At 43.5% G+C, this 13,060-nt stretch carries 15 protein-coding genes; 7 read left to right on the top strand and 8 right to left on the bottom strand.

What is annotated here, in order from left to right; translation table 11 throughout:
- Positions 1 to 90: 90 nt before the first annotated feature.
- The 3 genes from dut to slmA all read left to right on the top strand — a co-directional run bounded on the left by dut (position 91) and on the right by slmA (position 2,449).
- Complete coding sequence (dut, locus tag ACO05V_RS05820) at positions 91 to 546, top strand: dUTP diphosphatase (RefSeq protein WP_421848427.1); 456 nt, start codon at positions 91 to 93, stop codon at positions 544 to 546.
- Positions 547 to 868: 322 nt separating this feature from the next.
- Complete coding sequence (gene argB / locus ACO05V_RS05815; protein ID WP_421848425.1) at positions 869 to 1,777, top strand: acetylglutamate kinase; 909 nt, start codon at positions 869 to 871, stop codon at positions 1,775 to 1,777.
- 78 nt (positions 1,778 to 1,855) lie between these two features.
- Positions 1,856 to 2,449: a nucleoid occlusion factor SlmA gene (gene slmA, locus ACO05V_RS05810; RefSeq protein ID WP_421848424.1), complete on the top strand. Its 594-nt coding sequence runs from the start codon at positions 1,856 to 1,858 to the stop codon at positions 2,447 to 2,449.
- A gap of 41 nt (positions 2,450 to 2,490) precedes the next feature.
- Here the strand turns inward: slmA and pyrE are convergent, their stop codons facing one another.
- Entirely contained in the window at positions 2,491 to 3,138 is a 648-nt protein-coding gene (gene pyrE, locus ACO05V_RS05805) for an orotate phosphoribosyltransferase (protein WP_011978448.1), read from the bottom strand.
- A 119-nt stretch (positions 3,139 to 3,257) separates the two neighbouring features.
- Between pyrE and ACO05V_RS05800 the strand changes: the two genes are divergently transcribed.
- Positions 3,258 to 4,034 (top strand): exodeoxyribonuclease III, encoded by a 777-nt coding sequence (locus ACO05V_RS05800; protein ID WP_072838845.1) that lies wholly within the window; start codon positions 3,258 to 3,260, stop codon positions 4,032 to 4,034.
- A gap of 123 nt (positions 4,035 to 4,157) precedes the next feature.
- Here ACO05V_RS05800 and ACO05V_RS05795 read toward each other — a convergent pair whose 3' ends face one another.
- The gene (locus ACO05V_RS05795; RefSeq protein ID WP_421848421.1) at positions 4,158 to 5,084 is read right to left on the bottom strand and encodes a D-hexose-6-phosphate mutarotase; all 927 of its coding nucleotides are present in this window, start codon (positions 5,082 to 5,084) and stop codon (positions 4,158 to 4,160) included.
- A gap of 226 nt (positions 5,085 to 5,310) precedes the next feature.
- On the opposite strand from ACO05V_RS05795, the gene ACO05V_RS05790 reads away from it, so the two are divergent.
- Positions 5,311 to 5,817, top strand: a complete 507-nt coding sequence (locus ACO05V_RS05790; RefSeq protein ID WP_421848419.1) for an ATP-dependent zinc protease — start codon at positions 5,311 to 5,313, stop codon at positions 5,815 to 5,817.
- 82 nt (positions 5,818 to 5,899) lie between these two features.
- On the opposite strand, the gene ACO05V_RS05785 is transcribed toward ACO05V_RS05790, so the two are convergent.
- The 3 genes from ACO05V_RS05785 to ACO05V_RS05775 form a co-directional block, all read right to left on the bottom strand.
- On the bottom strand, positions 5,900 to 6,385 hold the full coding sequence (locus tag ACO05V_RS05785; RefSeq protein WP_114413017.1) for a PAS domain-containing protein: 486 nt from the start codon (positions 6,383 to 6,385) through the stop codon (positions 5,900 to 5,902).
- Entirely contained in the window at positions 6,382 to 7,404 is a 1,023-nt protein-coding gene (locus ACO05V_RS05780) for a response regulator (RefSeq protein WP_421848417.1), read from the bottom strand. Before ACO05V_RS05780 ends, ACO05V_RS05785 begins: the two co-directional genes overlap by 4 nt.
- A gap of 161 nt (positions 7,405 to 7,565) precedes the next feature.
- Positions 7,566 to 8,750, bottom strand: coding sequence for a GAK system CofD-like protein (locus ACO05V_RS05775; RefSeq protein WP_421848415.1), 1,185 nt, complete (start codon positions 8,748 to 8,750; stop codon positions 7,566 to 7,568).
- 170 nt (positions 8,751 to 8,920) lie between these two features.
- On the opposite strand from ACO05V_RS05775, the gene ACO05V_RS05770 reads away from it, so the two are divergent.
- Together ACO05V_RS05770 and ACO05V_RS05765 are read left to right on the top strand one after the other, a co-directional pair.
- Complete coding sequence (locus ACO05V_RS05770; protein WP_421848413.1) at positions 8,921 to 9,688, top strand: IclR family transcriptional regulator; 768 nt, start codon at positions 8,921 to 8,923, stop codon at positions 9,686 to 9,688.
- A gap of 42 nt (positions 9,689 to 9,730) precedes the next feature.
- On the top strand, positions 9,731 to 10,651 hold the full coding sequence (locus tag ACO05V_RS05765; RefSeq protein ID WP_421848411.1) for a DUF808 domain-containing protein: 921 nt from the start codon (positions 9,731 to 9,733) through the stop codon (positions 10,649 to 10,651).
- On the opposite strand, the gene ACO05V_RS05760 is transcribed toward ACO05V_RS05765, so the two are convergent.
- Genes ACO05V_RS05760 through ACO05V_RS05750 form a run of 3 tightly spaced genes read right to left on the bottom strand, consistent with a single transcriptional unit; the run spans position 10,648 to position 13,058 of the window.
- Positions 10,648 to 11,472 carry an HAD family hydrolase gene (locus tag ACO05V_RS05760; protein ID WP_421848409.1) on the bottom strand — a complete coding sequence of 275 codons (825 nt, stop codon included), beginning with the start codon at positions 11,470 to 11,472 and terminating at the stop codon, positions 10,648 to 10,650. The two genes, ACO05V_RS05765 and ACO05V_RS05760, sit on opposite strands and share 4 nt — an antisense overlap.
- Positions 11,473 to 11,479: 7 nt before the next feature.
- The gene (locus ACO05V_RS05755) at positions 11,480 to 12,238 is read right to left on the bottom strand and encodes a DeoR/GlpR family DNA-binding transcription regulator (protein WP_421848407.1); all 759 of its coding nucleotides are present in this window, start codon (positions 12,236 to 12,238) and stop codon (positions 11,480 to 11,482) included.
- 46 nt (positions 12,239 to 12,284) lie between these two features.
- Positions 12,285 to 13,058: a glycerophosphoryl diester phosphodiesterase gene (locus tag ACO05V_RS05750; RefSeq protein WP_421848405.1), complete on the bottom strand. Its 774-nt coding sequence runs from the start codon at positions 13,056 to 13,058 to the stop codon at positions 12,285 to 12,287.
- Positions 13,059 to 13,060: the final 2 nt, after the last annotated feature.

Raw genomic sequence — 13,060 nt, 5'->3', positions numbered from 1 at the left:
CAGGTACTCACAACAGACTTGGCGCCATTAAGTTCAAACATGATATATTACACGCGTTGATATGCTACAACCGCTAGTGAGGCTATTTTAATGCATAGACAGATCGAAACCAAAATTGTTAATTCGCTACTAGGTAGCTCAATTGAACTTCCAAAATACGCAACATCGGGGTCAGCAGCTCTAGACTTAAGAGCATGTATTACTGATTCAGTGACAATTCCAAGCGGAGGACGTCACCTTTTCCCTTCTGGCTTAGCATTCAATATGAAAGACCCTAATATAGTGGCAATAATAGCTTCTCGATCAGGGCTAGCACTGAAACATGGTGTAAGAGCTCATCCTGGAGTAATTGACTCCGACTATCATGGCGAACTTGGCATACTAATACATAATGATGGCCAAGAACCTTTCACAGTAAACTCAGGAGACAGAATCGCACAATTACTGTTTCAACCCATTGTAAAAGTTGATTTAGATTATGTAGATTCGTTTTCTAACAACACTGAACGTGGCGAAGGTGGCTTTGGTCACACAGGCACAAAATAAGCAAAAAACACTCAAAAAAGGTGAGATTAATTCACCTTTTTTGAGTTCGTTACCACATTCATTCACCCTTCCACCATCACACAAACAAAATTAACTTTCATAAGTCTAAACTTCGTCAGTTTCCTACAAATTTCTATAGTTAATCCTTCAGGATCACGCTATTATTTCAAACCTAAGTGGTTGCTTACACTCGTTGTCGGCCTTAGCTGTCACCGTTCTGCCATACTTAGTAAGTATATTCTCTCGTTGATAGAACAATACACCTATCAAGTTTGTATCTTTTTTTGTGCGACCCATTTTTATTTACAGGAGTACATAATCCGTGGCTTTTTCTCGTGAATCTGCTTTAGATGTTGCTAAGGTTTTAAGCGAATCGCTTCCTTACATTCAGCGCTTTGCTGGCAAAACGCTGGTTATTAAATACGGCGGCAATGCCATGACAGATGAAAATCTACAAGCTGGGTTTGCACGAGATATCGTTTTAATGAAAGCCATTGGTATTAACCCTATCGTAGTCCACGGTGGCGGCCCACAAATTGGTGACATGCTGGCTAAGCTGAACATCGAATCAAAATTCATCAATGGCATGCGCGTAACCGATACTGCAACCATGGATGTGGTTGAGATGGTGCTAGGTGGTCAAGTAAACAAAGAAATCGTTAATTTAATTTGTGAAGCTGGCGGTAAAGCCATCGGTATCACAGGTAAAGACAGCCGCTTTATTAAAGCAAAGAAGCTTTTCGTTAAACACCAAGCGGAAGGCATGACATCACCAGAACAAGTGGATATTGGCCATGTAGGCGAAGTAGCTAGCATCGACACCAGCTTCCTAAAGTTCTTTGAAAACAGCGACCTAATTCCAGTTATTGCCCCAATCGGTGTAGATGACGAGGGGAACTCTTACAACATCAATGCTGACCTTGTGGCTGGCAAAGTAGCGGAAGCGGTTGGTGCAGAGAAACTCATGCTGCTAACCAATATTTCAGGCGTACAAGACAAACAAGGCAATGTGTTAACTGGATTGAGCACGGCACAAGTCGATGCCTTGATTGCAGACGGTACCATTTATGGCGGTATGCTACCTAAGATTAGCTGCGCGCTTTCTGCTGTGAATGCTGGTGTGACAAGCGCTCATATTATTGATGGCCGCGTTCCGCATGCCACTTTATTGGAAATATTCACCGACACTGGCGTTGGTACACTAATATCAAACACCAAGGTTGGCGAATAAGAGCTTTCGATTTTGTTGATACTATCACTTAAAGATACTGGCAATTAACAAATACAGGTTAAAAACTGGACAAGAAAAATGAGCAACAAAAAAAACGACCGTCGCACACAGATATTACAAGCGCTTGCTCAAATGCTAGAAAGCAGCCCAGGAGCACGCATCACCACGGCGGCTTTGGCAAAGCAAGTTGGCGTATCAGAAGCGGCCTTGTATCGTCATTTTCCCAGCAAAGCCAAGATGTTTGAAGGTTTGATTGAGTTTATTGAAGAAAGCCTCTTCACTCGTATCAACCGCATTGTCCAAGAAGAAAGTAACGTGATTACTCGAATAGAAATGATTGTCACGTTGGTACTAGGATTTGCTGAACAAAATCCAGGCATGTGTCGTTTGCTAACGGCAGACGCCTTGGCAGGCGAAACGGAGCGTTTGCGCGTTCGTATTACTCAAGTGTTTGATCGTATCGAAACTCAGCTAAAACAAGTCATGCGTGAAGCAGACTTGAAGCAGGGTTTACGACCTGCGATGGGCGTTGCGCCTTGCGCGAATTTCCTTATTGCTATCATCGAAGGGAAAATACGCCATTACGTTCGCAGCGAGTTCAAAGTGAAGCCGATGGAAATTTGGCAAGAGCAATGGACAGTATTGGCACAAAACTTGATGCTAAATCGCTAAGGCTTGAGACAAAAACTCAAACCTTAGCATGTGAAATAGCATTAAATGCCGTATTGAAGGCGATACGCTTTAACAGCATCAAGGTGTTTCGCAAATTCAGGGGAATCCTGTTCTGCTAAATACGTCATGATGTCATTTAAAGATACGATACTAATAACAGGCATACCGAAGTCACGTTCGACTTCTTGGATAGCAGACAATTCACCTTGGCCTCGTTCTTGACGATCTAAGGCGATAAGCACACCAGCCGGAAGCGCGTTGGCTTGTTGAATAATAGCCATCACTTCTCGAATGGCCGTTCCTGCAGTAATAACGTCATCGATAATCATGACGTTACCCGCTAACGGAGCACCTACTAGAGAACCGCCTTCACCGTGAGTTTTTGCTTCTTTACGGTTGAAAACGTATGGTGTGTCTACATTATGATGATCATAAAGAGCAACAGCGGTAGTTGTTGCTAAGGGAATGCCTTTATAGGCAGGGCCAAATAGAACATCAAATGGAACATTTGCTTCCATTAATGAGGTCGCGTAAAAGCGTCCTAACTTAGCTAACGCTTGACCAGAACTAAATAGGCCTGCGTTAAAGAAGTATGGACTTACGCGACCTGATTTAAGCGTAAATTCGCCGAAGCGCAGCACGTTTTGCTCGATAGCGAATTCGATAAAGTCTCTTTGGTAAGGTTTCATGCCATCTCCAGAAAGATAATAAATAATACACAACAAAGCGCCGCCAAGAACGAGCGAAGCCATGCCAACATTGGATAGGCGCTAATATAACACACGGCTAGGAATTGTAGGGACCAGAAATGAAGGTCATCAGCCTTAATGTAAACGGTATAAGACAAGCAGCAGAACGCGGCTTTTTTGAATGGATGGTTCGTCAGGACCCAGATGTTGTATGTCTGCAAGACATACAGGCAGATGAACGCACATTAAATGACAGTGTGTTTTTCCCACCTGGGTATAACACATACTTCTTTGACTCGATGGAAAATCCAGAGCAAGCAGGCGTCGCTATCTATTGCAAAACCATGCCTAAAGCCATTATGACTGGCATGGGATTCCCTGAATGCGACTTTGAAGGTCGTTTTATTCAAGCGGATTTCGATAAAGTGAGCATTGGCGCATTCTTGACACCTCATGGATCAAACCATGAAGAAACACTGCAAGAACATAAATATCGTTTTATGGAAGGTTTTAAAAACCATCTTATTAAAACTCGCCGTAAGCGTCGTGAATTTATTTTCTGCGGTACCGCCAACGTTGCACGTTCACCAATTGATGTGAGCAGCTGGTTTGTCAATCAACGTAACTCTGGCTTCTTACCAGAAGAACGTAAGTGGATAAATGAGATCTTCAATGAGCTGGAATACATTGATGCTTTCCGCCAAGTAAACAAGCAAGACAAACAATATACTTGGTGGCCAGATTATGAGCGCGCATGGAAATTAGACGAAGGCGGTCGTTTGGATTACCAAATCACTACACCGGGCATCAAAAATCTGATCCAAGGCGGCACGATTTATAAAGGCCAACGTTTTTCAGATCACGCACCATTGATCATGGAATACAATATTGATTAATCGTTTTACTCCTATCTTGGCTTAACGATTAATATTTGAAAGACGATTAATCTTTGAAAGACAAACAAAAGGCCCACTAGGATTTCCCAGTGGGCCTTTTGTTTAATTCAGATTCCGGCTTGTTTATTCGGTCTCTGTCGCTAAAGCCTTACACTTCACTCTTAGTTTAAGCTGATGGATGTCTCCCGGTGGAATATCATACGCATCACTTAGAGCATTAGCGGCCTCGACACAGACAAAATGACGGTAATCGTCGTCTTCCATGTCCGTACGCTGTTTAGCGATTTCTGCCCCAGGATTCCATAACACAGTGCTATTACTGCCTTCTGTACTAATGACTAACCTTCGGTTTAATCCAATGTCTCGTATCTCGCACTTTTCTGGCGCAGATGTGTAAACCCTATCCATTAGATCACATGGCGACACAGCACCTTGCTGCAACTGACGAGCACCATTGTCGAATTTATCGACATAGCTCACTTGATCCAAACCATGAACTTCGGCAGTTTGATTATCAGACACATGAAAATACGTATGAAGCGCTTCACTGATTGGCATCGGTTTATCAGAAAGATTCGCCGCAGAAAAATTAATACGGAAACCTTTGTTGGAGAAGCGAAAGACTTGGCGCAACTCAAAGGCAAATGGCCACATTTCTTCGATCAAAGGATGATCTTCTGAAGCCAAACGAATGACGATTTTCACATCACCATTTTTAAAGCGACCTGCTTCGATAAATTCCCAACGAAAATAGCGAGCAAGACCGTGAGCCGGAAAGTCCGCTTGCGTTTCATTAGCGCCAAACCAAGGCCAACAAACAGGAACACCAAAGTGACGACGCTCAAAACGACCTTCACCACCTAGATTTGTAGATTGAAATAACAGATCCTCTTGACCAGCAGGAATAAAGCTCTCCAAATGACCGCCCCATAAGGAAATGACCGCACTAAAGCCCGGTTGTTCAATGACTATTTCATCGCATTTTTTTAAGCTTGCAGGGCGAATTTCGCCACCCAATTCTTCCAACTCTTGCATCAGTCGGCCATTCATCAACAACTCCATTAAAGTAATTTCGTACGCCCATATTAACTTTAGATATCATGATTACAATAGTTTGAGCTTATACTGACAATACAACAAGAAAGATAACCTTGCTGTGTATCAATAAATACTTAACCTGATCGCACTTTTACGCTATAAAACACAGCAACTTAGGGCACGTTTACACTATCGTTAACGTATGCAGCTGTCATTCTAAAAAGGTGTCATATTTTTTATGAATCAACAAAACGAACCAAAAATGGTCATTGGTTGCGACGAATGGTGCGCATTCCCTTCTCTTAATATTCCAGCAATTAAAGCCCGAGTTGATTCTGGCGCAAAAACATCATCAATGCACGCGATCAATATCGTACGTTTTTCTCGTGATGGTGAAAGCTGGGTAAGCTTTGAAGTTCATCCGCTACAAAAGAATCGTAAAGTAACTGTTCATTGTGAAGCTCAGCTTATTGATCAAAGAGTCATTAAAAGCTCAAGTGGAGACAAAGAGAACCGACCGGTGATTCGCGTTCCACTTTCTCTTGGCGGCATCTCATGGGAAGCAGAAGTCACGCTAACCAACCGTGACAGCATGGGCTACAGAATGTTACTTGGTCGTGAAGCAATGAATGGGCGCGTTCTCATCGACCCTGAGGGCCTATGCTTACAGGGCGACAAGCAAGAAGAAACCTTGGTGGAACTCTATAAAATACCTGCTAAGAAACCAGCAAAGAAGAAACAGTAAAAAAACGCCTTCCTTATTTCTACCGAAGAGACAAAAGGAAGGTATTTTCTGTTTAGAAAGCGCTGCTTATATTTAGAAAGTGCTATTTTGAGAGGGCTTGGCTCAAGCGTCGTAATTTATGGTTAGCAGCAGATAGCGCCATTTTATTGGTGGCGATATCTGTCACATCATAAACGACCAAACATATATTCTTTATTGACCCGTCAGGGCTGGAGATCGGACGTATTGCTACGTTTTGATACATTTTATTCGCCATGCCAGTAATGGGACGATAACTTTTAAAAGGGAAGAAATGCGGTCGCTGCTCCCAAGATATAAAAATCGGCGTTTTCAAAGCAAAGACATTATCCAACTTCTGATGTAACCATCCAGTATCTAATTCTGGATAAAGTGTCAGCAAAGATTGCTCCTTAGCTATCGATGAACTCACACCGCTATGGTTTTCCATGAAGTTGTTCCATAGCTTTACTCGATATTTCGAGTCCAATACCACCAGCCCAACATCAATATGATGAAGCATATCAAACATCCAATGAAGATCTGCCATTCCATCTGCTTCATTACTCATTCGTCTTCCTCAACCAAAAAGGACAATAAATTTTCTAGTGTTGGCACAGAATCCTCGGTGAAAAGCATAATTAAATCGCAACTAATCTGATAGTTTTCCACTTCATAGACAATTTCAACCGCTAACGTTCTTTTCCACGTCGCTTTCTTTTCATTAATCAGGTCGGCGATTTTAACGTGTTGCCCAAGTAACAAAGGATGACTGTGACTAAAGTCGATATTAAGCTGCTTTCCAATGGCGGCCATAAAAGGGCCAACCAAAACCGAAGACACATCCATCAAGAGTTCTGTTTCCAACTCTCTCGTAATGGTATCCGTCACACCCAAAAGTTTCGCCATATCAGGAAAACTGGAATCACTGAAAATGAGCAGCGTTTCAAACGCAATACCGGAACCCACATAACCTTGTGACACAGCAGAGCAACTGTCTTTTTTAACGCTGTAATCCAGCGCCATTTGCAATTCACTGACTTCCAAGATATTCACAGTAGGAACAGGTAATTTGACAAAGACATTCAGCATTTCTGCCAATACGCTAGCAGCCCGCCCCATGGCGATATTCGAAATTTCTTGCAAACATTCATTAAGGGTAAATTGCTCTGCGGCTGTAGGTATTGCTATAGCAGAGCTTTCGTCATGCTCACTACCGCCGACAGAAAACAATCCTAAAGAAATAAGTAAACTACGCAATTCTTCAGCTGACGCTGGCTTTTTATGGAAGGCAACGGCTCCCATATCTTTTACCCGCTGAATGGCTTTCGGCTGAACATCCCCAGACACAACAATAACAGCTGGCGACTGTTTAAAAGACTGCAAAGCTTCAAGTGTTTCATAACCGTCTTTCACCGGCATGTTCAAATCTAAAAATAAAATATCAAAAACTGAGGACGACAAAATGTCTAGCGCTTGTTGACCATCCTCGGCGAATTCAATCTCGACATTCCAATCGGTCGGCAATATTCTCGATAATTGCTTCCGTGCAATTTTAGAATCGTCACAAATCAGTACTCGTGTCCCCATTACTGTTCTCTTTTAAAAATGCATTACGCACTTAAAATCGCCTTTAAAAAGACACCCATGTGAATATAAAATAATGTTTAGTCTTTAAATATTCATCAAGTTTACTCAAAATTTTCACATTTAAATATACTTTTGATGATTATTCACTCAACGATACAGGCTCAAACAAAGGATAACAAAGCCTTAGCCACCATACGTTCGTCGTATTTATACTGTTTATCAGAGATTAACGGTGTTCGAATAACCTCAACATTCAGACGATGTAATAACTCGCTGTCTAGTTCGCCGTAGTTGTATGAATCATCCAGCAACAGATAATCCAAAGCCGAAAATGGGCCTTCAACCTCTGTATCGGCTATCACAGTAGAAACTAAACGTTTTACTCGCTCCATTAATGACAAACCCTGTTGCTCTGGGTCCGTACCCAAATTGGGCAAATAAACTTTAGGATTAGGGTTTTGACAAATCGAACGCCCAACCCCTTCCGGCAAAAGGTTCGCTAAAAGACTGCTATAAAAACTACCAGGCGGATAACAAATCAAATCGGCGTTTTCAATGGCATCTTTACGGTCATCGGCAATATGGCAATTGGTCGGAACAATATTACGCAAGCCTTTGTTTAGCCACATGCGTTTAATCGGACTAGGCAGCTCATCGGTTTCTTTGCCAGTAATAAGATGCTGGCCTAAGACAATCTCGCCGCTATCAAGTTCAACTCCTAAATGCAGACTGGCATCTAACGTGGTTTTCACTTCACCCAAGGCTTTTACTAATCGAGAAAATAAGAACACGATTGGGTCGAGCTGATGCTGATTATTCAAATAACCACCCGCCATAATCAGATTACCAATACTGGCACCGCGCAAATCAAATTCCGCATGAATACGTGCTTGAGTCACCGCCAAATGTGTCTGTATCAAGGCTCTCATCGGATTAGGAATACACTCAATTAACGGATGCTCGCCTAGCACTAACAACTGCAACTGCTCTCTTAATGCCAAGGGCTCTGCTTGTTGAGGAAGGCGATGGGTAAACAATTCATAGACTTCTGGTTGCCCCATTACCGTTTCATCGGCCAGCGCCATCAAACGACTTCTCAAGTCACCAACCGCCGGGATATCAAACTCAGCACGCAATCGGGCGGAACTGCCACCAGAATCAAAAGGTGTAACCAAATGCACAGAATGATGTGTGTATTCTTTAAACACTCGACTGATTTTATTTAAAGCCGAGCCGCCGCTAAAAAACAATACTTTCGGGCCTTGCTCAGGCAAGCTCTGATAACGGTGAACGCGGACGAGATCAGGCATAATCATGCGACGCCAAATACGCATAGAGCTTGTCATACAAATCCTCAACTAGGTAAAAACAAAACAGAAATACGGCTATAGTAGCAAATCAAAAAACAAAGCGTTGAGACAATATTTTTAATATACGAATATTATCTTCCCATCTTACGGGATGCTAAAATGCGAATTAAAATAAACCATAGCACGTATTACGAACAGGAAGCGCAATGGAAACCAAAACCTCAGGCTCATCTCTTAGCAAAGCGTTAAACATGCTAAATCATGTCTGCACGTCTCCGGTACCATTACGTTTTGCTGAACTGGTTGATCTTTCTGAACTCCCCAAAGCAACCGCTCATCGACAACTTAACACCTTACTCGAACATGGTTTAGTGCGCTTTGATGAACACAAACAAGCCTATTATCCGGGTTACGGGCTGCTTGCCCTTGCCCATCGCACCTGGGCCAATTTAGACATTCGAGACGTGGCCGCGACGCCGATGCGAGATTTATGGTCAAGTACACAAGAAACCATTCACCTTGCCGTATTAGATGGCGCTGACGTTATTTATATCGACAAGCTCGAAAGCCCAAAAAGCCTGCGTCTGTATTCCGCTGTTGGCAAAAAAGGCCCTGTCTATTGCACTGGTGTTGGCAAAGCTATGCTGGCATTTTTACCTGAAGACAAACAACAACCGATTATCGACACACAAGCGTTTTTTCGCCACACAGAACACACTCTCACTTCTCCTGAAGCCCTCAAAACCAACCTCAAACTCATTCGAGAAACGGGCATCTCTCTCGACTTAGAAGAACATGAAATGGGCATAAAGTGTGCGGCGGCACCAATTTTTAACTCACGCCATGAAGCCGTGGCGGCTATTAGTGTGACAGCGCCCGCCTTTCGCACCAGCGACGAGGCGTATGACGTGATGAAAGTACAAGTCAAACAAGCAGCTGACACCATTTCAAAACGGCTAGGCGCTTGCGAGTAAGCAACCAAGACACTTTGAAACAAGCTTTTAGGGAAAATAATCATGGCTATGACAGGTTTATTAGCACTTCTGGATGACATCACCACACTGCTGGACGATGTGGCCGTTTTCTCTAAAGTCGCGGCAAAAAAAACCGCTGGTGTGTTAGGTGACGACCTTGCTTTGAACGCTGAGCAAGTATCTGGTGTAAAAGCAGATCGTGAATTACCGGTAGTCTGGGCTGTAGCCAAAGGCTCTTTTCTCAACAAGCTGATTCTTGTGCCATTAGCGCTCGCCATCAGTGCGTTTATACCTTGGCTGATTCAGCCCTTATTAATGGCAGGCGGTTTGTACCTGTGTTTTGAAGGGGTGGAAAAAGTTCTTCACACCTTCAGAGATAATCATGAAGAAAAAGAGACACTAAGAAAAAACGTCAAACAAGCAAACTCAGCGAAAGAACTACTCGCATTAGAAAAAAGCAAAGTGAAAGGTGCGATTCGTACCGACTTCGTTTTATCGGCCGAGATTATCGTTATTGCCCTTGGCACCGTGGCGGGACAAAACTTATTAACACAAGCCATTGTCGTTAGCCTGATCGCCTTTATTGTCACGGTTGGTGTGTACTTCTTGGTTGGCTTGATTGTGCGCCTTGATGATATTGGCTTACACCTCAATCAATCTAAAACCACGTTCGTTAAGCAACTTGGTTTGGTTATTTTGAAAGGCGCACCCATGCTGATTCGACTGTTAACCATTGTCGGTACCATTGCCATGTTCTTAGTGGGTGGCGGTATTTTTGTCCACGGCTTACCAACCCTGCATCACCTTGCTGACATGGCTGTATCTGGTGAAATCGCTCAACTCCCCCTTGTTACAAGCTTAATAAACACAGGCATTAGCTTCTCAGTTGGTTTAATTCTGGGTGGCGTTGCCGTCGGCATTGCTTCGCTCTTCACTAGGAAAAAAACTAAGAAAGAAACTTAAACCTGCCTAGCGGACAAAATAAACTCAGCGAGTTCAGCAAACCCCAAGCCGCCCGGTTGCATCGTCTGATAACGAGGGCGATGCTGCATAAATTCCAAATGCTCTGCGATATTGGCGACTCCAACACTCAATGGAAAACGCGCAAACATACTTTCATCGTTCGGCGCATCACCAACATACAGCACTTGCTCTTGCTGCTGCGCTTCACTTAATCCATACACATCGCTTAACACGCGCTGCGCCATGGAAAATTTATCGTAACCTTGAGAACACACGTTAATATGTATCGAGCTGGCTTTAGCGTTTAAGCCCATAGCCATTAACGCAGCCAAACAAGCATCTTTGTCGTCCACTGCCGCTGGTTTAACATCTTGCGCGTAATCAATCGCCACATCCGTGAGTCGATACGCTTGATCTCTTGCCAAACGCAAACACGGAAATTGCGTTAAAACCTGATTAACCTGAGTCAATATATGAGCCTGCTCTGCACGCATTTCTGACTCATCACGCCAGAAGGAATACGTCAAATGGCGATCAGCTGTTCTGCCAATAAAACAGGCTCCGCCTTCGGTAATCACACCATCAACAGGCAGCGCTCTGGCAATCATGTCTGACCAACCGGCGCAACCACCGGTTACCGGAATCACCTTGATGCCATTCGCTTCCAGTTGCGTAAGCGCTCGTAATGTTTCAACAGGCAACTGACCTTCCCAGGTCAGCGTGTCATCAAAGTCCGTTAAAATAAACCGTAAGTTTTGGCAGGTACTTTTGCCTAAGGAAGAAAGTTCTAAAGCGGAAAGCGCTACAGCAGATATCGACATATTCGTCCTAAGAACAGAGTTGAATTTGAACACCATGAGAGGTGAGTAGTTTAGTTTGCGACTCAGTTAAAACATCACTAAAAAGACAATCTATCGCCGCAAAAGGCTGAACTCGCGCCATGGCTTTTCGTCCCCACTTATGTTGATCGGCAACCAACAAACTGTGGCGACTCTGTTCAACCAAAACGCGGCTTACTGCCGCTTCTTCAGGGTCAAAGTCCAATACTCCTTGCTCTTCATCCATGCCACCACAGCCTAATACACCGTAATCGAAATAATATTGACGCAATCCAGACAAGGTCTCTTCACCGACTAAATCATGATGACGATGACGCAATTTTCCCGCTAACACGCGCACTCGAACGTTTGGGTAATTACCCAAAATACTCGCCACCGTTAAATTGTTGGTAAAAATTTGTAGGTCATGATGAGACACCAAAGCTTTCGCCACGTATTCAACCGTTGTGCCGATGCCTAAAAACACAGAAGCACCGTCTGGAATAATCTGAGCAACCTTCGCAGCAATCGCTTCTTTTGCATCACTGTTCAAAAACTGACGATGGTCAAAAGGCAAATTTTCCGTACTGGAAACCGGCGCAATACCGCCATGAGTACGACGCACAAGATGACGCTCAGCCAACTGATTAATGTCTTTACGTATGGTCTGCGATGACACGCTAAAACGTGTCACCATGTCTTCGACCAATAACGCGTCTTCTTGTTGCACCCAGTTTAATATCTGGTTTTGTCGCTCATTCAAACCCACAAAAAAACCTAACTAAATCAATAAGAATAACCTGTCTAATTAAAAACTAGGCTGATAAAAAAGCAAACTTTGTTGGGTCGTCGGTAATCACCGCATCCATTCCCCACTCCCAGTGTGCTTCCACTTTTTTAGGGTCATTCGCGGTATAACACAACAGTTTATAACCCGCCGCTTTTACTGCTCGCGCTTGCGTTTCAGTCAATCGAGAGTAATCGCAATTCAAACTGTAAGCTTTAATGGCCTTAAGCTGTTCCTGCCAATCATCAGGAATGACTTCATACAAGGGCGCAAGATGACGCTGAGGATCAATTTCGTAACACAGCTCTAAAGCCGCGAGGTTAAAGCTAGAAATCATCAACTTATCATTGTCTTGCCAATGATCACGCAACATCGCCATGACCGCAGGAACAATATTTTCCACATCGGCGCTATCGTGTTTAATCTCAAGATTTAGACCAAGATTCAACGACTGAATACATTCCAATGCTTCCAACAAGGTTGGCACTTTCTCACCGGCAAATTTTTCTGAGAACCAAGCGCCAGCGTCCAATTCCGCCACTTCCATTGGTCGTGCGTCACGGGTTAAACCTGTCCCATTGGTGCAGCGATCAAGGGTGTCATCATGGAAAATAACCAGACCACCTTCGGCAATTAAATACACGTCAATTTCGACCCAAGTCGCGCCGACTTCGGCAGCAGCTCGGATAGATGCCAAGGTATTTTCTGGCGCCAATAATGCCGCACCACGATGCCCCATTACTTTGGTATTTAACACCTTGTCTTTCACAATATAACCTGTAGAAACATTGTCATTTGTCATAT

Source organism: Marinomonas sp., from assembly GCF_965225885.1.
GTDB lineage: Bacteria > Pseudomonadota > Gammaproteobacteria > Pseudomonadales > Marinomonadaceae > Marinomonas.
Note: the sequence above shows the minus strand (reverse complement) of the source record. Positions and strands in the feature narration are given on the sequence as shown.